General features: G+C 71.1%; 18 protein-coding genes. 12 read left to right on the top strand and 6 right to left on the bottom strand.

The genetic code is table 11. The features are described 5' to 3' along the window. Nucleotides 1-18: 18 nt before the first annotated feature. Entirely contained in the window at nt 19-561 is a 543-nt protein-coding gene (locus tag ACIRQ7_RS26850; RefSeq protein WP_404265237.1) for a dihydrofolate reductase family protein, read from the bottom strand. 235 nt (nt 562-796) lie between these two features. On the opposite strand from ACIRQ7_RS26850, the gene ACIRQ7_RS26845 reads away from it, so the two are divergent. After that, nucleotides 797-1,159 (top strand): STAS domain-containing protein, encoded by a 363-nt coding sequence (locus tag ACIRQ7_RS26845; protein ID WP_404265236.1) that lies wholly within the window; start codon nt 797-799, stop codon nt 1,157-1,159. A 15-nt stretch (nt 1,160-1,174) separates the two neighbouring features. On the opposite strand, the gene ACIRQ7_RS26840 is transcribed toward ACIRQ7_RS26845, so the two are convergent. Both ACIRQ7_RS26840 and ACIRQ7_RS26835 read right to left on the bottom strand, forming a co-directional pair. Continuing rightward, on the bottom strand, nt 1,175-2,230 hold the full coding sequence (locus tag ACIRQ7_RS26840; RefSeq protein WP_404265235.1) for a sigma-70 family RNA polymerase sigma factor: 1,056 nt from the start codon (nt 2,228-2,230) through the stop codon (nt 1,175-1,177). Between the two features lie 144 nt (nt 2,231-2,374). After that, nucleotides 2,375-3,421, bottom strand: coding sequence for a LacI family DNA-binding transcriptional regulator (locus ACIRQ7_RS26835; protein ID WP_401472988.1), 1,047 nt, complete (start codon nt 3,419-3,421; stop codon nt 2,375-2,377). 235 nt (nt 3,422-3,656) lie between these two features. Here ACIRQ7_RS26835 and ACIRQ7_RS26830 point away from each other — a divergent pair, with 235 nt between their 5' ends. The 5 genes from ACIRQ7_RS26830 to ACIRQ7_RS26810 all read left to right on the top strand — a co-directional run bounded on the left by ACIRQ7_RS26830 (nt 3,657) and on the right by ACIRQ7_RS26810 (nt 8,010). Beyond that, nucleotides 3,657-4,574, top strand: a complete 918-nt coding sequence (locus ACIRQ7_RS26830) for an amidohydrolase (protein WP_404265234.1) — start codon at nt 3,657-3,659, stop codon at nt 4,572-4,574. Then, nucleotides 4,571-5,176, top strand: coding sequence for a cysteine dioxygenase (locus ACIRQ7_RS26825; RefSeq protein WP_404265233.1), 606 nt, complete (start codon nt 4,571-4,573; stop codon nt 5,174-5,176). The genes ACIRQ7_RS26830 and ACIRQ7_RS26825 overlap by 4 nt, the downstream gene beginning before the upstream one ends. A 174-nt stretch (nt 5,177-5,350) precedes the next feature. Then, complete coding sequence (locus ACIRQ7_RS26820) at nt 5,351-6,763, top strand: purine-cytosine permease family protein (protein ID WP_404265302.1); 1,413 nt, start codon at nt 5,351-5,353, stop codon at nt 6,761-6,763. 41 nt (nt 6,764-6,804) lie between these two features. Then, a complete protein-coding gene (locus ACIRQ7_RS26815; RefSeq protein WP_404265232.1) occupies nt 6,805-7,236 on the top strand; it encodes a hypothetical protein in 432 nt (143 codons plus the stop codon). A gap of 459 nt (nt 7,237-7,695) precedes the next feature. Beyond that, nucleotides 7,696-8,010 (top strand): 4a-hydroxytetrahydrobiopterin dehydratase, encoded by a 315-nt coding sequence (locus ACIRQ7_RS26810; protein WP_401472976.1) that lies wholly within the window; start codon nt 7,696-7,698, stop codon nt 8,008-8,010. Between the two features lie 81 nt (nt 8,011-8,091). Here the strand turns inward: ACIRQ7_RS26810 and ACIRQ7_RS26805 are convergent, their stop codons facing one another. Continuing rightward, nucleotides 8,092-9,480, bottom strand: coding sequence for a cystathionine beta-synthase (locus tag ACIRQ7_RS26805; RefSeq protein ID WP_404265231.1), 1,389 nt, complete (start codon nt 9,478-9,480; stop codon nt 8,092-8,094). A gap of 198 nt (nt 9,481-9,678) precedes the next feature. Between ACIRQ7_RS26805 and ACIRQ7_RS26800 the strand changes: the two genes are divergently transcribed. From ACIRQ7_RS26800 to ACIRQ7_RS26790, 3 genes are all read left to right on the top strand, one after another. Further along, the gene (locus ACIRQ7_RS26800; RefSeq protein WP_404265230.1) at nt 9,679-10,692 is read left to right on the top strand and encodes an SGNH/GDSL hydrolase family protein; all 1,014 of its coding nucleotides are present in this window, start codon (nt 9,679-9,681) and stop codon (nt 10,690-10,692) included. A gap of 243 nt (nt 10,693-10,935) precedes the next feature. Then, complete coding sequence (locus tag ACIRQ7_RS26795) at nt 10,936-12,156, top strand: acetyl-CoA C-acetyltransferase (protein ID WP_404265229.1); 1,221 nt, start codon at nt 10,936-10,938, stop codon at nt 12,154-12,156. Nucleotides 12,157-13,011: 855 nt separating this feature from the next. Next, nucleotides 13,012-13,989: a hypothetical protein gene (locus ACIRQ7_RS26790; protein ID WP_404265228.1), complete on the top strand. Its 978-nt coding sequence runs from the start codon at nt 13,012-13,014 to the stop codon at nt 13,987-13,989. Nucleotides 13,990-14,036: 47 nt separating this feature from the next. Here the strand turns inward: ACIRQ7_RS26790 and ACIRQ7_RS26785 are convergent, their stop codons facing one another. Continuing rightward, entirely contained in the window at nt 14,037-14,378 is a 342-nt protein-coding gene (locus ACIRQ7_RS26785; RefSeq protein WP_404265227.1) for a hypothetical protein, read from the bottom strand. A 98-nt stretch (nt 14,379-14,476) separates the two neighbouring features. Here ACIRQ7_RS26785 and ACIRQ7_RS26780 point away from each other — a divergent pair, with 98 nt between their 5' ends. Next, nucleotides 14,477-14,704, top strand: a complete 228-nt coding sequence (locus tag ACIRQ7_RS26780; RefSeq protein ID WP_401472958.1) for a DUF4287 domain-containing protein — start codon at nt 14,477-14,479, stop codon at nt 14,702-14,704. A gap of 94 nt (nt 14,705-14,798) precedes the next feature. Here the strand turns inward: ACIRQ7_RS26780 and ACIRQ7_RS26775 are convergent, their stop codons facing one another. Then, complete coding sequence (locus tag ACIRQ7_RS26775; protein ID WP_404265226.1) at nt 14,799-15,686, bottom strand: Bax inhibitor-1/YccA family protein; 888 nt, start codon at nt 15,684-15,686, stop codon at nt 14,799-14,801. A 545-nt stretch (nt 15,687-16,231) separates the two neighbouring features. Between ACIRQ7_RS26775 and ACIRQ7_RS26770 the strand changes: the two genes are divergently transcribed. Continuing rightward, the gene (locus tag ACIRQ7_RS26770; protein WP_404265301.1) at nt 16,232-19,081 is read left to right on the top strand and encodes a CDP-glycerol glycerophosphotransferase family protein; all 2,850 of its coding nucleotides are present in this window, start codon (nt 16,232-16,234) and stop codon (nt 19,079-19,081) included. Beyond that, the gene (locus tag ACIRQ7_RS26765; protein ID WP_404265225.1) at nt 19,081-20,253 is read left to right on the top strand and encodes a glycosyltransferase; all 1,173 of its coding nucleotides are present in this window, start codon (nt 19,081-19,083) and stop codon (nt 20,251-20,253) included. The genes ACIRQ7_RS26770 and ACIRQ7_RS26765 overlap by 1 nt, the downstream gene beginning before the upstream one ends. The last annotated feature ends 152 nt before the right edge of the window (nt 20,254-20,405 follow it).

Here is a 20,405-nt window from a genome sequence, read left to right as displayed (position 1 = left end):
GCCCTCGCCTGCCGCCGCTCAGGCACCGTCGGGTGTGTAGACGAGCGAGAGCACTCCGGTGCTCAGCGTCGTCGACCCGGCGAGCCGCAGCGGGATCCGCCCGTCCCCGGCGAACAGCCGCTTACCGCTGCCGACGATGACCGGGTGCACCAGCAGATGCAGCTCGTCCAGCAGACCGGCCCGCAGCAGTGACCGGACCAGGGTGAGACTTCCGGTGACCGCCAGGTTCTTGCCCGGCTTCTCCTTCAGGCGGGCGAGTTCGGCCAGCGGGTCGTCCCCGCCGATCACCGTGGAGTTCTGCCATTCCGCCCGCTCCAGGGTCGTGGACACCACCAGCTTGGGCGTGCTGTTCATGTGCCCGGCGAACGCGTCCTCGCTCTGCGGCCAGTAGGCGGCGAACGCCTCGTACGTGTGCCGGCCCAGCAGCATGGTGTCCGAGGCGGCCATCTGCGCCTGGACGACGGCCCCCATCTCGTCGTTGAAGTAAGGGAAATGCCAGGTCTCCGGGGCCCCGGCAATGCCGTCCAGCGACAGGAACGTCCCCGCGGTGATCTTCCTCATGACTCCGGTCCTTCCCTGGCGGCCACCGGCTCGGCAGCCCTTCACCCTTTGGACGGCGCCGCCACCCGGAACCCATCGGTCCCCGGCCCTCTCCCCGCGACGCTCCCGTTCGCCGAGGTCAGAGCGGTGAGCACGGACAGCGGCCGGCACCGCGATGACTTTCCCCGCCCGGGAGGGTCTCCCCCTCAGGGAGCCGTGCGCGTCCGGCGCCGACGCCCACCCCAGGAGGCCGACCGTGCCCACTCCGTACGAGCCACCAAAGCCGGCCGCGGTCCCCCCGCCGCCGGCCGGCCCCCGCACGGCCGTCTGGCACCTGCCGCCCCCGCTCTCCCCGGCCGAGATCCCCGCGCTGTGCGCACGGCTGCGCCGCCTCCTGCGCGAGCATCCGTACGTGACGACGGTGCTGTGCGACGTCACAGCCCTGGACGCCCCGGGCGCCACCGCCGTCGAGGCCCTGCTGCGGCTGCAGCTCACCGCCCACCGTCTCGGCCGCGGCATCCGGCTCCGCCACGCCCCAGAAACCCTCCGCCTCCTGCTGACCCTCACGGGCCTGGCGGAGGCGCTGCCCCTGGAGCATCCGCAGGAAGGCGAGCGCTAGGGCCTGTCGTCGGTATCAGGCCTGGCCCTCGTACCGCAGCGGCAGCCCGAACAGCGGGAACAGCCGGTCGGTGTCGAGGAATTGGTTCAGCGCGGTGATCCGGCCGCCCGCCATCTCGATGACCTGGATCCCCCAGGGCTCGCCGTCGGCGCGGTACTGCGCGAACGCGGGGCGGCCGTTCGCGGTGAGGGGCACCAGACGCGACCCCTCGCAGCCGTGGCCCGGCCCGAGCATCCACTTGACGATGTCGTCAGGACCCTGCAGCCACAGTTCGTACGGCGGCATGGAGAGCGTCGAATCCTCGTGCAGCAGCGCGGTCAGCGCCTCCATGTCGAAGCGTTCGAAGGCGTCGACATAGCGGGCGAGCAGCGCCTGCTGCGCCTCGTCCAGCGGCTCGGCCGCCGCCGTGGCGTGCGTGTCGCCGTCGGCGGCGAGGGTGGCGCGGGCGCGTTGCAGTGCGCTGTTGACCGAGGCGACCGAGCTGCCGAGCAGCTCGGCGACCTCGCTCGCCTGCCAGGCCAGCACCTCCCGCAGGATGAGCACCGCCCGCTGCCGGGGCGCGAGCCGCTGCAGGGCGGAGATGAAGGCCAGCCGGATCGACTCCCGGGCGACGGCCGCCTCGGCCGGGTCCCCGGCGGCCGCCAGCACCCGCTCGTCGGGCACCGGACCGATCCAGGTGGCCTCGGGCAGGCCGTTGCCGACCGGCGTTTCGACGCTCCAGGGGGCGCTGAGGTCCATCGGCCGGGCCCGGCGGCTGCTGCCCTTGAGCAGGTCGAGGCAGACGTTCGTCGCGATGCGGTAGAGCCAGGAGCGCAGCGAGGACCGGCCCTCGAAGCGGTCGTGGCTGCGCCAGGCCCGCACCATGGTCTCCTGCACGGCGTCCTCGGCCTCGAAGGCGGAGCCGAGCATGCGGTAGCAGTAGCCGGTGAGCTCGGTGCGGTGCGATTCGAGGCGGTCCACCAACTCCGGGGACTCCGTGTCCCCTTCGCCGCTCCGTTCGCCCCTCTGCTCGGTGCCGCTGCGCGGCGCGTTGCCCACTTCGCTCACCGAGGACCGCTGCATCGCACTCATCGAGGACCGCCCATCCGACGTCTGCCGACCACCGGCACGCGTGCGTAGAAGGTACCGGAGCCTCCGGCACCAGTCTGCTCCTTCGGAGACCGGTCCGCAGCGGGTGCGGGACGGGCCCGGCAGGCCCGGTGAGCCCGGCGGGCGCTACCCCCGTACCGCCGACGCCGACCGCCGCTCCGACAGCCGCGGCGCGCACAGGATGCGCTTGCGCCGGACCCGGCGGCCCTCGATGGCGGCGACGGCCAGGCGGGCGGCCTCCTTCGCGATGTCGGCGAGGCCCCAGTCGAGGGTGGTCAGCGGCGGGGTGAGGACGCGGGAGACGGGGTGGTCGTCGAAGCCGACCACGGACAGGTCCCGGCCGATGACGAGGGAGGCCTCGGCCGCCGCCGCGTAGACGCCGTAGGCGATGGAGTCGGAGAAGCAGAAGACGGCGGTGGGGGTGGGGTGCGGCGCCCCGTCGCCGGGCCCCTGTCCGTCCCTCGCCCCGGCCAGGACGCGCCGGGCGACCGCCGTCGCCTCGCCCAGCTCCTGTGCGCAGGGCAGCACCTCGACGTCGATGCCCAGGCGGTCGGCGGCCTCGCGGACGTACACGTCGGCGGGCCGGTCGGGGGTGGAGGGGCCGGTGGGGGTCAGGACGGTGACGCGGCGGTGGCCGAGGCCGCGCAGGTAGTCCAGGACGGCGTCGATGCCGGCGCGGTTGTCGAAGAGCACCTCACCGGCGGTACGGGCCCGGCTCAGCGCGTCGCCGATGGAGACCACCGGCACGGCGTCGGCGATCTTCGCCCAGCCCTCGGCCGACGGGTCGACGGGGGACACCAGCAGGCCGTCCACGCGCTGGTCGCGCAGCTGCTTGGCGAGGGCGAGTTCGCGTGCGGGGTCGCCGCCCGCGTCGAGGATCAGCGCATAGCGGTCGCCCGCCAGCAGCTCGCGTCCTATCGCCGCCATCAGCTGCTGCTGCCACAGGTCCTGGAGGTCACCGGCCAGCACACCGACCATGCTCGTGCGGCCGCTGGCGAGGGCGCGGGCGATCGGGTCGGCTTCGTATCCGAGGTCGGCGGCGGCCTTGCGCACCCGCTCCTCGGTCTCCTTGGAGACGTGCTTGCCGCGCAGCGCGTAGGAGACGGCTGCGGTGGAGAGTCCGGTGGCCTCGGCCACCTCGCGGAGGGTGGTGCGCTTGTGGGGCCTGGCCATGCCCGAAAGCCTACCCAAGGCGGCCGGGCCGCCCGCCCCACCGTGCGGGCCGGAGGCGGGCCGGATGCGGACCGGAGGGCGCGCGGCGGCGTACGGCGGCGTACGGCCGCTGCCGCGACCTTGACAGGCCGAGCTGTTAACCGCTTCACTTAACCGCATCAGTTAACCGGTTAAGTGAACGGCCGCGCCTCCCTGGCGCCCGGTTCACCAGCACCCGCCACCACGGAGGAGGCCCGTGCCCACCGACGTCCACCAGCACCTCTGGCCGCCCGGCTTCCTCGCCCTGCTGCGCGCCCGCACCACACCGCCCCGGCTCGACGGCTGGACCCTGCACCTGCCCGGCGAGGCGCCCTACGAGGTCGACCCCGCCGACCACGACCTCGCGGCCCGCGTCCGGCTCGCCCGCGCCGACGGCCTCGACCTGGCCCTGGTGTCGCTCTCCAGCCCCCTCGGCATCGAATATCTGCCGCCCGCCGAGGCCACGCCGCTGCTCACCGCCTTCCACGACGGGGCGCTGGACCTCCCCGCCCCGTTCGGCGTCTGGGCCTCCCCGTGCCTGTCCGCGCCCGAGCCGGACCCGGCGGCGCTGCGCCACGAACTGGCGCGTGGCTGCGCCGGCCTCCAGCTGCCGGCCACCGCCCTGCTCGACGCCGCCGGCTGGGCCCGCTGCGCACCGCTGCTGGACGTCGCCGCCGCGCTGGACAAGCCGCTGTTCGTACACCCCGGCGCGGCGCCCGCCGCCCCCGAGGGAACGCCCGCCTGGTGGCCCGCCCTGGTCCCGTACCTCCAGCAGATGCACGCCTCGTGGTTCGCCTTCCGCGCCTTCGGCCGGCCGCGCCACCCGGATCTGCGGGTCTGCTTCGCCGCGCTGGCCGGCCTGGCTCCCCTGCACGGCGAGCGGCTGACCGCGCGCGGGGGCGGCCGGGACCGCGGGCGGGTCGACTGCGACGCCTTCTACGAGACGTCCTCCTACGGCACCCGCGCGGTGGACGCGATGGTCCGCGCCGTCGGCATCGACGTCGTCGTCAGCGGCAGCGACCGCCCCTATGCCGACCCCGTCATCCCCGACCTGGGCGCGGACGCCGCCGCCCACGCCCTGCGTACCGCCAACCCGGCCCGCCTGCTGGGCCCGACGAAAGGAGCCCGCTCATGACGTACCGCACCTCCCAGGCCCCCACCGCCCGCGAGGTCCAGGACGCCGCAGCACCCCGCACCGCACCCACCGCACCCGAAACACCGCAGCCCTCCGAGCCGTTCGACGCGCTCCCCGAACGCACCCTCGACAAGCGGGAGTTGCGGGCGCTGGTGGACGGGCTCGCCGCCCGCCCCGGCCTCTGGCGCGAGGAGGTCGCGTTCTCCGACACCGACCGCCACTACGCGTCGCTGTACCGCGACGAGTACGTCGATGTCTGGCTGCTGTGCTGGACCCGGCAGAACGACACCGGCTGGCACGACCACGACATCTCCTCCGGGGCGGTCCGCGTCGTGCAGGGCGTGCTGACCGAGTCCAACCCGCGGATCGGCGGCGAACACCTGGCCACCGCCGTCGGCGCCGGCGCCTCGTTCGCCTTCGGACCGGACCACATCCACCGCCTCACCGGCGCCACCGACGACGCCGTTTCGGTGCACGCCTACTCACCGCCGCTGTGGCGCCTGGGCCAGTACGACATCACGGAGGACGGGCTGATGCGCCGGATCTCGGTCTCGTACGCGGACGAGCTGCGGCCGCTGGACTCCTCGGAGACGGCCGCCTGACCTGCGCGGACACCACCGCCGACGCCGCTGCCGACAGTGCGCCGGGCCGCCCCTGCGAGCTACCGGCCGGCCGGTCGGGAGCTCGCAGGGTAACCAGTGATTCACTCCCTGCCTATTGACCTTCCATTCATCGACCACCCATCCTGCATGGATTCATACAGTGAGGTGGCGCACATGGCAGGCCTGGTGGAGAAGCGCTCGATCGACGTCGTCCCCGATGACGAAAGGCACGGCAGCGCCGTCAGCCAGTTCACGCTCTGGCTGGGCGCCAACCTCCAGATCACCGCCGTCATCACCGGCGCGCTCGCCGTCGTCTTCGGGGCGAACGCCTTCTGGTCGCTGATCGGACTGCTGCTCGGCAACCTCCTGGGCGGCGCCGTGATGGCCCTGCACTCGGCGCAGGGCCCCCGCCTGGGACTGCCGCAGATGATCACCTCGCGCGCCCAGTTCGGGGTGCGCGGCGCGGTGGTCCCGCTCGCCCTCGTCATCGTCATGTACATCGGCTTCTTCGCCAGCGGCAGCGTGCTGGCCGGCCAGGCGGTCGGCGAGCTGACGCACCTCGGCGCGACGCCCGGCATCATCATCTTCGCGGCCGTCACCGCCTTCGCGGCGGCCGTCGGCTACCGCCTCATCCACACCCTCGGCCGGGTCGCCGGCCTGGTCTGCGCGGCGGCCTTCGTCTACCTCGGCATCCGGCTCCTGCAGCGCGCCGACCTCACCGACCTCCTCCACGACCGGGAATTCGGCCTGCCCGTCTTCCTGCTCGCCATCTCCCTCTCCGCCTCCTGGCAGCTCGCCTTCGGCCCGTACGTCGCCGACTACTCGCGCTACCTGCCGCGGCACACCTCGACGCGTGCCACCTTCTGGTGGACGCTGTCCGGCACGGTGCTGGGCTCGCAGTGGTCGATGACCTTCGGCGCGCTGGCCGCGGCCGCGGCGCCCGCCGCCTTCGTCGGCCACGAGGTGACATACATCGTGGGGCTGGGCGGCGTCGGCCTGATCGCCTCGGTGCTCTACTTCGTCATCGCCTTCGGCAAGCTCACCATCAACATCCTCAACACCTACGGCGGCTTCATGTCGCTGGTCACCAGCGTCAGCGGCTTCCGTGGGCAGCGCACGCTCTCGCCGCGCGCCCGGACCGCCTACATCACCGGAATCATGGTGGCCGGCACCGCCGTCGCCCTGCTGGGCAAGGACTCCTTCCTCACGTCGTTCAAGGACTTCCTGCTCTTCCTGCTGACCTTCTTCACCCCCTGGTCGGCGATCAACCTGGTCGACTACTACCTGATCTCCAAGGAGCGGTACGACATCCCGGCCCTCAGCGACCCCGCCGGCCGCTACGGCTCCTGGAACGTCCGCGCGCTGACCGTCTACACCCTCGGCGTGCTCGCCCAACTCCCCTTCCTGGCCACGCACTTCTACACCGGCCCCGCCGTCGGCCCGCTCGGCGGCGCCGACATCTCCTGGCTCGTCGGCCTCGCCGTGCCCGCCGTCCTCTACTGGGCCGTCACCCACCGCGACACGGCCCGCACCGCGGATCCGGACGCGTCGGACGGGGCACCCGCCCCCGCCGAATTGGGGGGTTAGCCCCACCGCGCGGCCCGCTCGGCGCCCGTAATCTCAGCAGCATGGCGACACATGACCCCGAGCTGCGGAAAGAACTCGACGCGACCCTCCAGACGCGCAAAGAACTGGGGTCGGAGTACGAGTCGGAACTGGTGGAGTCCTTCCTGGAGAAGCTGGACAAGGACGTCGACCGGCGGGTCCGCCGGCAGCTGGCCGAACAGCAGATCCAGGTGGCCCGCGGCACCCGGCCGACCCGCCGCGACGCGAGCGGCGGCCTCACCCCCGGCGGCTTCGGCGAGCGCTTCGGGGTGGCGATCGCCTCGATGGTGCTGGCCGTCCCGCTGTCCGCCATCGCGTCGGTGAATGCCGGCCTGGTGGGCCTGCTGGTGTGCTGGGTGGGCATCGTCGGCGTCAACGCCGTGCACAGCGTGGGCTTCCGCGCCCTGATAGGCCCCCGCGGGTCGCGCGAGCGGCGCGACGGCGAATGGGAGTGAGCGGGCGGGCGATCCAGCCGGCAGACCTGGATGTTGCGGGGACCGCCGCACCCCGGCCGGAGCCGGGGGCGGGACGACGGCGGTCCCCGCAAGGGAGGTGGCCCGGGTCAGAGCCGGTCGTCACCTCCTGGCGATCGTGAAAGTCCGGGAGCCGCTCCGGAAGTCCTTATCGCCGTGTCACCACTGTGACCGACCCGTGTTAAGCCCGTGCTGCGAGCAGATGACGCATACGTACACCTTGCGCGGACGGGCCGTTTTTGACGCCTGCCTGACGGAGCGTCGTGCCGCGCCACGCGGTATCGCGCCGGGCCGTGCGTGCTGTGCCGTGCTGTGGCCCTGCCCTGCCGCCGGCAGCACCCGCACGACGCGCGACGCCCCGTCCGGCCCGCGCTGCGCCGGGAGCGCGCCGGGGCGGGGAAGAATCGGACCGAGTCCCGCCCCGACCCGAAGGAGACCCCCGTGCCCACCACCCCGCTGACCGGTGCGGAACTGGATTCGGCCCTGACCGGCCTGCCCGGCTGGTCCGTGCAGGCCAGCAGCCTGACGGCGACGTTCAAGGCGGACCGGTCGGCCGTGCCCGGTCTGTACGCGGCCGTCGCCGCCGCCGAGGACGACGCCAACCACCACGCCAGGATCGAGATCCTCTACGGGACGATCAGCTTCGCGCTGAACACCCACGACGCCGAGGGCGCGATCACCGCGAAGGACACCGCGCTGGCCGCCCGCATCTCCGCGCTGGCCGCCCAGCAGGGTGCGCAGAACGCGGCCGGCTGACCCGCCCCGCCCGCGAAGACACCTACGGCCGGCCCCAGGACCTCGGGCCGGCCGTACGCGTCATCCGCGCTCCGCGCTCCGCTACTTGGCGACGCCGCGCGCCAGGTAGGCCAGCAGGTCCTGCCGGCTCACCACGCCCGTGGGCTTGCCCTCGACGAGGACGATCGCCGCGTCGGCGCCTTCCAGGACCGCCATCAGGTCGGCGACCGGCTCGCCGGAACCGACCTGCGGCAGCGGCGAGGACATGTGCTTCTCCAGCGGGTCGGTGAGCGAGGCGCGCTGGGTGAACAGCGCGTCCAGCAGCTCCCGCTCGACGACCGAGCCGATGACCTCGGCGGCCATCACATCCGGGTGGCCCGCGCCCGGCTTGACGATCGGCATCTGCGAGACGCCGTATTCGCGCAGCACGTCGATCGCCTCGCCGACGGTCTCCTCCGGGTGCATGTGCACGAGCGAGGGCAGCGCGCCCTCCTTGTACTGGAGCACCTCGCTGACCCGGGCGGCGGTGCCGTCCTCCTCCAGGAAGCCGTAGTCGGCCATCCACTCGTCGTTGAAGATCTTGGAAAGGTAGCCGCGGCCGCTGTCCGGCAGCAGGACGACCACGACATCGTCCGGGCCCAGACGGGAGGCGACCTCCAGACCTGCCACCACCGCCATCCCGCAGGAACCGCCGACCAGGAGGCCTTCCTCCTTGGCCAGCCGCCGGGTCATCTGGAAGGCGTCCTTGTCCGAGACCGCGACGATCTCGTCCGCGACGGTGCGGTCGTAGGCGGTCGGCCAGAAGTCCTCACCGACGCCCTCGATCAGATACGGGCGCCCGGATCCGCCGCTGTAGACGGAGCCCTCCGGGTCGGCGCCGATGACCTTGACCCGGTCCTCGCTGGCGTCCTTCAGATAGCGGCCGGTGCCGCTGATGGTGCCGCCGGTGCCGACGCCCGCCACGAAGTGGGTGATCCGGTGCTCCGTCTGCTCCCAGAGCTCGGGGCCGGTCGTCTCGTAGTGCGAGCGCGGGTTGTTCGGGTTGCTGTACTGGTCGGGCTTCCAGGCCCCGGGCGTCTCGCGCACCAGACGGTCGGAAACGTTGTAGTACGAGTCCGGGTGGTCGGGGTCCACGGCGGTCGGGCACACCACCACCTCGGCGCCGTAGGCACGCAGCACATTGATCTTGTCCGTCGACACCTTGTCGGGGCAGACAAAAATGCACTTGTAACCCTTTTGCTGGGCCACGATCGCCAGCCCCACGCCGGTGTTCCCGGACGTCGGCTCGACGATGGTGCCGCCCGGCTGCAACTCGCCCGACTGCTCGGCGGCCTCGATCATCCGCACCGCGATCCGGTCCTTGACCGATCCGCCCGGGTTGAAGTACTCGACCTTCACCAGGACGGTTGCCTGGATCCCTCGAGTGACGTTGTTGAGCCGCACGAGCGGGGTGTTGCCGACAAGCTCAATCATCGATTCGTAAAACTGCACGGTGGTCTCCGCGGTCGGGGGCACGCTCTCCTGCGCCCGTACGGCCAGCCTATTGCCCGTATCCGTTCGAGGCCCGCGTTGTGTTCCGTGCGCGACGGGGCAACAACCTGTTGTACGAGTTTGTTGTTGTTTCAGGAGCGCGTCGTCCGGCCCGCGGGGCCGCGGCGCGCACGCACTGCACGGGGAGGTGCCCGGCCTATGCCGATGACGATGTCCAGGGCGAGAGTGGCACGGCGGATCGCGACCGCCGCCGCGGTCGGCGGCGGCGGGATCGGCCTGCTGGGCGTCGCCACCGTCGGGGTGCTGCTGACCGAGGTCCGGCTGGCCCGCCGTACGGTCGGCGGTTCCAGCGACATCCCGCCCTGCGCCGACGGCCGCTACGGCGCCGCCTTCGGCCAGGGCACCGACCGCCCGCCGCTGCAGCTCGGCTTCCTCGGCGACTCCACCGCCGCGGGGCAGGGCGTCCACCGCGCCCGCCAGACCCCGGGCGCCCTCCTCGCCTCCGGCCTCGCCGCGCTCTCCGAACGGCCCGTCGACTTCCGCAACGTCGCCCTGCCCGGCGCCCGCTCCGACGACCTGGAACGCCAGGTCGATCTGCTGCTGGCGGACGGCGAGGCGCCGCCGGACGTCTGCGTCATCATGATCGGCGCCAACGATGTCACCCACCGGATGCCGCTCACCGAGTCGGTGCGCCATCTGTCCGAGGCGGTGCGCCGGCTGCACACATCGGGCTGCGAGGTCGTCGTCGGCACCTGCCCCGACATGGGCACGATCGAACCCGTCTACCAGCCGCTGCGCTGGGTGGCCCGCCGGCTCTCCCGCCAGCTCGCGGCCGCGCAGACCATCGGCGTGATCGAGAGCGGCGGCCGCACGGTCTCGCTGGGCGATCTGCTCGGCCCCGAGTTCGAGGCGCACCCGCGGGAACTCTTCGGCCCGGACAACTACCACCCGTCGGCGGAGGGCTACGCCACCGCCGCGATGGCCGTGCTCCCGACGCTGTGCGCCTCACTGGGCCTGTGGCCGGAGGCGGACCACCCGGAGCCGTCCCGCCGCGAGGGCATCCTGCCGGTCGAGCAGGCGGCCGCCCAGGCGGCTTCCGAGGGCGGTACGGAGGTCACGGCCTCGCGCGCCCCCTGGGCCCTGCTCAAGCACCGCAGGCGCCGCCAGCTGCCCACCACGGACGAGACCGAACGGCCGCCCGTCGCGCAGTGAGCACCGGGCGACGGGGCCGGGAGAGCGGGGCGCAGGCCGGCCCCGGGATGCGGGAGGGCGGGGAGCAAGGCCGGCCCCGAGGGTGCGGGCGGGAGGAGCCGGCGCCCCTCCCGCATCCCCATAAGCGCCCGCTTAGAAAAGAGGCCCTCATCACAGCGCGCACCCCGTGACCTCAGCACTACGTACAGGTAACTTCCCTCACAGTTCCGCCCGTCCGCCACCACTCGCCCTCATGGAGCCGTGATGCCCGAAGCCGTGATCGTCTCAGCCGCCCGCTCCCCGATCGGCCGCGCCTTCAAGGGATCGCTGAAGGACCTGCGCCCCGACGACCTGACCGCGCGGATGATCGAGACCGCCCTCGCCAAGGTCCCCGAGCTCGACCCCACCGACATCGACGACCTGATGCTCGGCTGCGGCCTCCCCGGTGGCGAGCAGGGCCACAACCTCGGCCGCATCGTGGCCGTCCAGATGGGGATGGACCACCTCCCCGGCTGCACCATCACCCGCTACTGTTCCTCGTCCCTCCAGACGACCCGCATGGCGCTGCACGCCATCAAGGCCGGCGAGGGCGACGTCTTCATCTCGGCGGGCGTCGAGACCGTCTCCCGCTCCGTCAAGGGCAGCTCCGACGGCATGCCCGACACCCATAACCCCCTCTTCGCCGACGCCGAGGCCCGCACCGCGGCCCGCGCCGAGCAGGAGGGTGCCGACTGGCACGACCCGCGCCAGGACGGCCTGATCCCCGACGCCTACATCTCCATGGGCCAGACCGCGGAGAACCTCGCCCGCCTCAAGGGCGTCACCCGCGCCGACATGGACGAGTTCGGCGTACGGTCCCAGAACCTCGCCGAGAAGGCGATCAAGGACGGCTTCTGGGAGCGGGAGATCACCCCCGTCACGCTCCCCGACGGCACCGTCGTCTCGAAGGACGACGGTCCGCGCGGTGGCGTCACCGTCGAGGGCGTCTCCGGCCTCAAGCCGGTCTTCCGCCCCGACGGCCTGGTGACGGCCGGCAACTGCTGCCCGCTGAACGACGGCGCCGCGGCCCTGGTGATCATGTCCGACACCAAGGCGCGCGAGCTGGGCCTGACCCCGCTGGCCCGCATCGTCTCCACCGGCGTCTCCGGCCTCTCCCCCGAGATCATGGGCTACGGCCCGGTCGAGGCGTCCAAGCAGGCACTGTCGCGCGCCGGCCTGTCGGTCTCCGACATCGACCTGGTCGAGATCAACGAGGCGTTCGCCGCCCAGGTGATCCCCTCCTACCGCGACCTGGGCATCGACCTGGACCGCCTGAACGTCAACGGCGGCGCCATCGCCGTCGGCCACCCCTTCGGCATGACGGGCGCCCGCATCACCACCACCCTCATCAACTCCCTCCAGTGGCACGACAAGCAGTTCGGCCTGGAGACCATGTGCGTGGGCGGCGGCCAGGGCATGGCGATGGTCCTCGAGCGACTGAGCTGAGCTGTAGCGGAGGGTAGGGGTCGCCCGACGAAGGAGGGCGGCACCTGCCCGTAGCGGAGGCGAAGCTCAGTGCGACCGGCAGGCACGAGCGACTGAGCTGAGCTGTAGCGGAGGGTGGAGGTCGGGTGCGAGGAACGAGTGCCCGGCACCTGCCCGCAGCGGAGGCGAAGCTCAGTGCGACCGGCAGGCACGAGCGACTGAGCTGAGCTGTAGCGAAGGGTAGGGGTCGCCCGACGAAGGAGGGCGGCACCTGCCCGTAGCGGAGGCGAAGCTCAGTGCGACCAGCTGGCACGAAGCTCAGTGCCACCGGCAGGCACGAGCTCAGTGCTCAGCCCGATCCGGCGCACCAGCTCACCCCGAACCAGCGGTCCGGCTGACCCCGCCGCGTCGCCCAGACCCACCCGCCCCACCCCGCCGGACCCCGTCCCTCCGCAGTCGTGATCGCAGCGCTCGGGCCGGGGCGGCCGTCCAACTCCCGCTCCGCGCGCACCCTTCGTCCCTGGTCAGGCACGCACAGCAACATCGCGTGACGTGGGTCACCTGATAACAAGATCGCGACCCAATAGCTCCCTGGATTGTGACCAACACCCCGCCCGCGCATGGTTCTTGCAGGTCAGTAGGGGCTCACCCGAACGTACGAGGCCCAAAGCACCTTCCATTTCGGGACATAGCGCACTGGGAACGGTCGCCGACGACCCGCACCCTGATGTAGGAAGTCGGGGGACATTCTGCTATCGGGAGTACGCCAGTGAGCGAGCGCAGCAAGGGGGTCACCCCGGCCGCCGGTCGGGTGCAGTCCATGAACACGTGCGCGCCCCGCGAATACGGGGTCGCCGAGCGAAGTGGGGAGGACGCATGAGCGTCATCACCTTCGTCCTGCTGCCGGTCGCGGCCACCGCGGTGGCGCTGGGCGCCGCCGCCCTGCACACCGCCCGCGGCCTGCGCCGCCAGATCGCCGAGCTGCACACCGAGCTCGTCGCCCGTACCGACGCCACCACCGTCACCGAGGCGGCAGGCACCGCCTCGATCCCGGCCGCCCGTGCGGCCACCCCGGCCGCCGAGACGCCGCTCGCGGCCATACGCGCCGCCGTCGCGGACGCGCTCGCCGAGGAGCGGGAGCGCGAGCTCGCCGAGGCCCGCGCGTTCTGGGCGGCCCAGGAGGCGCGGGACGCCGCCGACGCCCCGTCCCTGCTGGGCGGGATGGTCGGTCTCGGCGAGGAGAGCGTGCTGGATTCGCGTGCGGAGCAGCGCGAGCTGCCCGAGCGTTTCGACCTCCCCGAGCGTTTCGACTTCGACCGGCTCGACACCCAGCCGTTCCTGCCCCGCCAGGCGGACCTGGCCGGTCTGGAGCCGCTGCTGGGCCAGGATCCGCTGGAGCCGATGGGCACGCTGGAGCCCGTGGAGGCTCTGGAGCCCCTGGACACACCGGAGTTCGAGATCGTCGAGGAGACCGAGTCGGCCGAGCTGGCCGCCGCGCGTCGCCGCCACCCCTCGCACCCGGACTTCACCCCGTCCCCGGCCATCGGCGATCACGAGCGGACCGTCGCGCGCCTGGAGGAGCTCGCGGATCAGAGCACTCCGCTCGCGGACGTACGCCCCGGCCCGCTGGGCACCCTGGACGTCTACGTCTTCGCCGACGGCACCACGCTGTGCCTGACGCCGGGCCACCGTGAGACCGCGGAGAGCATCGCCGGCGCACTGCGCGCGGGCCACACCCCGGTGCTGCTGGGCGGTTCCGGTATCTCCGGCGCGTACGCCCTGACCTTCTCCTGGGGCGAGGGCCACCAGGAGAGCGTCTACATCCTGGCCGACCGCGTCATCGCCTCGCTCTGACCCGACCCGCGTCCCACCGCTTGACCCGCCCGGCCGCCGGAGCGCCCCTACCAGCGCTCCCGCGCCGCCCGCAGCAGACTCACGGCCTCCGCCAGCTCCTCGGCGGGGGCCCCTTCCGCTTCTGGGGCCGCCGCGCCCGCGGCCCGCAGCGCTTCGACGAGGTCATGACCGGCCACCGCCAGTTGGTCGCCGGCGGCGAACATCCCCGCGTCCGGAAGCACGTACGGCTCCTGCGCCGGGCGCTCGATCCGCTGCGCGCGCCGGGTCAACTCCTGGGCCAGCGCGAGCCCCTCGGCGGCGGCGCCGCGGCGCAGGGCGCTCTGCGGCAGCGCCCGGAGGCGGTCGGCGAGGGCGTCAACGGCACTCTGCAAAGGCATCACGTCAAGCACGCCGTGAGCCTATGCGCCACTCCCGGGTGGTTGCCAACGCCCCAACGCTCAGGCACGGTGTGCTGAAGAACCAGCATCGACCGCGTCCGGAGGCGCCGATGTCTCAGCTCTTCTCCGAAGAGACCCACCGGAACATGCTCTCCCGTATCCCGCACTGCACCGGCCGGGAAATCTCCGACTGGCTCCGCACCGTTGAAGAAGGACCGTCCCTCTTCCGCTTTGACGAAAAGGTCAGCTGGCTCCGTGGCGAGCACGACCTCGCCTACGGCCATGCCAAGGCGATCGTCCACGAATACGACCTGAGGCGCGCGGCCCGCAAGCTCTGACCGCCTGCGTCTCTCCGCCGGTAACCTCAACTCAACGCCGAGGGGCCCGTGGGCACTTGCCCACGGGCCCCTCGTATGCGCCGGCGCGCCGGCGTCAGTCGCCGCGCAGGATGGAGATCAGCCGCAGCATCTCCATGTAGATCCACACCAGCGTCAGCGTCAGACCGAACGCCGCCAGCCAGGACTCCTCGCGCGGAGCGCCGTAGGCGATGCCGTCCTCGACCTGCTTGAAGTCCAGGGCCAGGAACAGCGCGCCGAGGACCACGCCCACGACACCGAAGAGGATGCCGAGGCCGCCGCTGCGGAAGCCGAGGCCCTCACCCCCGCCGAACACCATGAACATCAGGTTGACCATCGACAGCAGCACGAAGCCGATGGCGGCGATCATCACGAAGCGGGTGAAGCGGGCGTTGACCCGGACGATCCGCGTCTTGTAGGCGATCAGCATGGCGACGAACACCGCCATGGTGCCGAGCACCGCCTGCATCGGGGCGCCGCTCAGCTTCGGGATGTTGTTGATGTAGCCGCTGAGCGCGCCGAGGAAGAGGCCCTCCAGCGCCGCGTACGCCAGGATCAGCGCGGGCGACGGCTTGCGCTTGAAGGACTGGACGAGCGCCAGCACCATCGCGACGAGACCGGCGCCGAGCGCGAAGCCGAGCCGTTCGGTCAGGAAGAGCCAGCCGACGGTCGCGCCCGCGATCACCGTGCCGAGCGTCATGCCGGTGCGCGTGACGACGTCGTCCATCGTCATGGGGCGCGTCTGCGGGGTGTACTGCGGCGGTGCCTGGGTGACGTCCTGCTGGACTCGGCCCTGGGGGTCGGTCACGGGCTGCGCGTAGGGGTTGCCGCCCTGCGCGTACGGGTTGGCTCCGGCGTAAGGGTTCGCTGCGGGGCCCCCGGCCTGCGGCGGCGCGTTGAAGCCCGCGTAGCCGGTGTCGCGGCTGAACCCCCGTCGCGAGAAGACCGGGTTACTGCTCCTCATCTCACTCCTCCATGGCCGCCCTGCGCGGCCTTGACGCAAGCGTAATGGCTTGGCAAAGACACGTCCCTAGTTCTTGAGCAGGATCTTCCCCCGTATCTGCGGACGATGCGCGCACCGGGTCCCTGCACGTGAGGGAGTACGTACGGGAGGCCTCAGACGTGCCCGGGAGGGGCGGGCGGGCCGTCCGGACCGGTGGCCCGCCCGCATCTGACGCCCTCTCCGCCTCTCACCCGTCGGATGGTTGTTCACCGCGCGGCAACAAATCCGCCGGCCCGTCGGCACGGGTTACGCGGAAAACGAACTCAGACCGTCGTGATCGAACTGTCATTTCCTTCCGGGGAAACCGATAAATGTCTCATCGCAACAGAAGCGGCAGGCAACCGAATGGCCGGAGCAGCCGTCTTCCCTGGTAGCCGGAACCTGCCCCGACGGGCCGGCACGGCAGTCACCGTCCGTAGCGTTCCAGGTGCGAGCTGTCCGCAAACCGAGGGTGCAGATGGGGCTATTCTGGCGGGAAACAGTAGCGAAAGAGGGTTGAGGTGCCTGTGCCTGACGTCTCCGTAGTCGTGATTGTCTACAACGACGCCGACCGGTTGCCGACCGCAGTCCAGTCCGTACTGGATCAAACGCTCCGGGACGTCGAGGTGGTGATCGTCGACGATTGCAGCACCGACCGTTCTTTCGATGTGGCACAGCAACTCGCCGCCGAGCACCCGGGCCGGGTCAGAGCCTTCCAGTTGCCGGAGAACAGCGGCGCGGGCGGCGAGCCCCGCAATGTCGGAATCCAGCACACGGCCGGGCAGTACGTCATGTTCCTGGACAGCGACGACGTCCTGGAACTCAATGCCTGCCGCAATATGCTGGAGGCTGCCGAAGAGACCGGCTCGGACATTGTTTCCGGCCTGTGCGTCCGGCTGCACAAGGACACCCGGAACCAGAAGCGCGACGAGTGGTACGCCTGGATGTACTCCGCCACGCGCACGCTGGAATCCGTCACGGAATACCCGGACCTCTTCGTCTGGGACACCTTGTCCACCAATAAGTGCTATCGCCGTGAATTCCTCATCGAGAACGACCTCCGGTTCCCGAAGGGCATGTTCTACGAGGACCTGATGTTCATCGCGGATGCCTATCTTGCGGCACGTCGCATCACGCTGATCCCGAACCAGGTCTACTTCTGGCACGTATACGAGCGGGCCGCCGTGAAGTCGGTGACGAACCGGCGCCACGAAATGACCAACTACGCCCACCGGCTGGAGATCCACCGCCGTATCGACGCGTTGCTGGCGGAGCGCGGGCTGAGCGAAATGAAGCTCGCCAAGGACGTCAAATTCCTCAAGCATGACCTGGTGCTCCATCTGCGGGACCTGCCGTTCCGGGACGCGGCCTACCGTGCGGAATTCGCCGAGCTGTCCAAGGAATACCTTTCGAGCATCGCCCCGGAGGCGTACGAACGCGTTCAGCCGATACAGGCCATCTGCGCGTACCTGCTGCAGCAGGGCGACTGGGAGAATCTGATCCCGGCGGTCGACACCCTCATCAACCGCGACAAGCTCTCCTCGCCGCTCGCCGAGCACGACGGCCGGATCTATTGGTGTGACGGCCATTTCGACGACGCGTTCGGGCGTGGCGTGCTGGATGTGACCGATATCGGTTACCACGAGAAGCCGGTCAACAAGCTCTTCCTGCGCAACCAGCTCAGTACGTTCTCCGAGTCCGGCACCGTCGTGTCGCTGACCGGCCGGATCACCAACCCGCTCGGCGTCATCCCGGCCGACGCGCAGCTGATCGGCCGGCTGGAGTTCAGCGCCCGCCGGCGCAGCCTGCAGTCCTTCGAGTTCCCGGTGCGTGTGGTGCGCCATGAAGGTGACGCGATCCACTGGGAGGCCGCGGCGGACCTCACCGCGCGGCTGCGCCCCCTGGGCATCGTCGACACCATCTGGGACGTACGGCTGTGCCTGGAGGTGGACGGCGTGCCGACCACGACCCGGCTCACCGTCGCGGACACCGAGCTGGCCGGCGGGCCGCTGCCGGTGCGGCCGCGGCTGACGCGGATGGTGGCCGACCACATCGAGCCGCACGTCTCCGCCAAGGGGCACCTCGCGTTCCGCCTGGTCAGCGAGAGCGGTAGCGGCGATCGGGTGCAGCAAATGATCACCCGCGGGGTGCACGGCAGGCCGGGGCGGCTGGCCAAGACCGGCTACCGCAAGGCGAAGGCGCTGCGCAAGAACCTCGTCTCCGGGGACAACAAACTCCGCGTGTACCACGAGGTGTTCAGCCGGCTTCCCGTCAAGAAGCGGACGGTCGTCTTCGAGAGCCATCTGGGAAAGCAGTACAGCGACAGCCCGCGCGCCCTCTACGAGGAGATGCGGCGGCAGGGCCTGGACTTCCAGGCGTTCTGGTCGTACTCGGGGTCCCCGAAGGATTTTCCCAAGGACGCCACGCTCGTACGGCGCTGGTCGCTGCCCTATCTCAAGGCCCTCGCGCAGGCGGAATTCTGGGTGGACAACCAGAGCTATCCGCTCAAGCTGACCAAGCGCCCGGAAACCACCTATATCCAGACCTGGCACGGCTCGGCGCTGAAGAACATGGGCTTCGACCAGCCGGCGCAGAAGGCGCTGACCCGGCAGCAGCAGGCCGACCAGCAGCGTTCGCTGGACCGCTTCGACCGTTTCCTGGTCCGGTCCGAGCACGATGTGCACACCCTCGCCAAGGCATTCCGGCTCCAGGAGAAGACGCTGCTGCGGGCGGGCTATCCGCGCAATGACGCACTGGTCCGCTCCCGGCTGCGGGAGGAGGCGTCCGGGAGTCGTGAACGCGGTGCGCTCGCGGCCGAGTTGGGAATTCCGGACGACCGGACCGTGCTGCTGTACGCACCGACCTTCCGCAAGGCGGGGGGCCGGCACGGCCGCTTCGAGCTGCCTTTCGACGTGGAGCGTTTCGCCGAGCAGTTCGGCGACCGCTATGTCCTGCTGGTGCGCTCGCACTACCTCAATCACGTCGTCCTGCCGCCGACGGTGCAGGGCCGGGTCATCGATGTGTCCGCCCGCCATGACGTGACACCCGTTCTCGAACTCGCCGACGGTCTCATCACGGACTACTCCTCCGTGATGTTCGACTACGCACTTCTCGACCGGCCGCTGGTGTTCTTCACCTACGACTACGACGCATACGTCCACGAGGGCCGCGGCACCTACTTCGACCTGCTGGAGCACGCCCCGGGCCCGGTGGTCCGTACAGAGGAGGACTTCTTCGGCGCCATCAAGTCCTTCGAGACACATTCCCTGGAATTCGCCGCGGCCCGACGGGAATTCGTCGCCAAGTTCGGAGAATACGACCGGGGCGACGCCGCACAGAGCATCGTCGATCAGTTCTTCGCGCAGTGGAGCCGTTGATGACCAAACCGCACGCAGCAGCCGAGCCACGGGACATCTTCTTCGTCTCCAACAGCGTCAACGAGCTGGGTGGCATTGCCAGTTGGTCGCACCAGATGGCGCGCCTGTTCAGCGAGCGCGGCCATCGGGTGCACATCATCGGTGTGACCCCGCCGCCGGAGGGGCGGGTCCACGAACTCGCCGCCGACCTCCCCTACCGCACCACCACGCTCTATTCGGAGCATCCGCCGACCGTCCGGCCGGTGCGCGGCTTCAAGGACAAGCTCAACCTCGTCGAGCAGCGCCGCCGGGCCGCCCGCGAGGCCGGGATGCACGAGCAGGCGGCGAAGCTGAGCGCGCTGTTCCGGGCGGCGAAGCCGGGCGGCATGATCATCGTCACCCAGGTGTGGGCGATGGAATGGGTGGCGCTCGCCGACACCGCGGGCCTGCCGGTGATCGGTATGAGCCACGAGTCGTTCGAGACCGCCCGCAAGTCGTCCCGTTTCGGCCGCGTGCAGCGGTTCTACAAGGACGTCGACCGGATGCTGACCCTCACCCGCGAGGACGCCGACCGCTGGATCAGGCAGCGGCTCGACAACGTCGGCTTCATGCCCAACCCGCTGCCGTTCTTCCCCCACGTCCCCTCCGACCGCTCCCGCAAGTGCGTGACCAGCATCGGCCGGCTGCACGAGGAGAAGGGCGTCGACCTGCTCCTGGAGGTCTGGGCGAAGGTCGCGCCGCGGCATCCGGACTGGACGCTGCGGATCTACGGCTCCGGCGCGGAGGAGGAGGCCTTGCGCAAGCAGGCCGCCGAACTCGGCGTCGCGTCCACCGTCGAGTGGATGGGGCGCACCGGCGACGTCCCCGGCGCGCTGCGCGAGAGCGCGGTGTTCGCCCTGAGCTCCCGCGGCGAGGGCTTCCCGCTGGCCCCGATGGAAGCCATGGCGACGGCCGTCCCGTGCGTGGCGTTCGACGTGGCCCCCGGCGTCCGCGAGATCATCACCGACGGCGAGGACGGTCTGCTGGCGCCCCCGGGCAACATCACCGAATTCGCCCGCCATCTCGACACGTTGATGTCCGACAAGGCCGTGCGCGACACCATGGGCGAAAAGGCCCGCGAGAACATCCAGCGGTTCTCCACCGACGAGATCGTTGGCCGCTGGGAGGCGCTGTTCGCGCTCGTGGAGCGCTGAGGGCGGGAGCGACGCGAGGGGAAGGGCCGCCGGGAGGACTCCGGCGGCCCTTCCGCCTGACGGCCCCGGCCCGCCGCGGGCACCCGGGAAGCTGCGGGTGGCCCGGCCGTCACCCCGCGCCGACAACCGGCGCCCGAGGCCGACACCGGTGC

This window comes from Streptomyces sp. NPDC101393 (genome assembly GCF_044767385.1).
In the GTDB taxonomy this organism is placed as follows: domain Bacteria; phylum Actinomycetota; class Actinomycetes; order Streptomycetales; family Streptomycetaceae; genus Streptomyces.
The sequence above is the reverse complement of the archived record's forward strand: the minus strand, read 5'-3'. Positions and strand labels throughout refer to the sequence as shown.

Excerpts from the sequence above, each read along its gene's own strand:
- ACIRQ7_RS26840 (WP_404265235.1), bottom strand. The coding sequence starts at position 2,230 with ATGAGTGCGATGCAGCGGTCCTCGGTGAGCGAAGTGGGCAACGCGCCG.
- ACIRQ7_RS26795 (WP_404265229.1), top strand. The coding sequence starts at position 10,936 with ATGCCCGAAGCCGTGATCGTCTCAGCCGCCCGCTCCCCGATCGGCCGC.
- ACIRQ7_RS26790 (WP_404265228.1), top strand. The coding sequence starts at position 13,012 with ATGAGCGTCATCACCTTCGTCCTGCTGCCGGTCGCGGCCACCGCGGTG.
- ACIRQ7_RS26775 (WP_404265226.1), bottom strand. The coding sequence starts at position 15,686 with ATGAGGAGCAGTAACCCGGTCTTCTCGCGACGGGGGTTCAGCCGCGAC.
- ACIRQ7_RS26835 (WP_401472988.1), bottom strand. The coding sequence starts at position 3,421 with ATGGCCAGGCCCCACAAGCGCACCACCCTCCGCGAGGTGGCCGAGGCC.
- ACIRQ7_RS26765 (WP_404265225.1), top strand. The coding sequence starts at position 19,081 with ATGACCAAACCGCACGCAGCAGCCGAGCCACGGGACATCTTCTTCGTC.
- ACIRQ7_RS26825 (WP_404265233.1), top strand. The coding sequence starts at position 4,571 with ATGACGTACCGCACCTCCCAGGCCCCCACCGCCCGCGAGGTCCAGGAC.
- ACIRQ7_RS26820 (WP_404265302.1), top strand. The coding sequence starts at position 5,351 with ATGGCAGGCCTGGTGGAGAAGCGCTCGATCGACGTCGTCCCCGATGAC.
- ACIRQ7_RS26800 (WP_404265230.1), top strand. The coding sequence starts at position 9,679 with ATGCCGATGACGATGTCCAGGGCGAGAGTGGCACGGCGGATCGCGACC.
- ACIRQ7_RS26815 (WP_404265232.1), top strand. The coding sequence starts at position 6,805 with ATGGCGACACATGACCCCGAGCTGCGGAAAGAACTCGACGCGACCCTC.
- ACIRQ7_RS26780 (WP_401472958.1), top strand. The coding sequence starts at position 14,477 with ATGTCTCAGCTCTTCTCCGAAGAGACCCACCGGAACATGCTCTCCCGT.
- ACIRQ7_RS26850 (WP_404265237.1), bottom strand. The coding sequence starts at position 561 with ATGAGGAAGATCACCGCGGGGACGTTCCTGTCGCTGGACGGCATTGCC.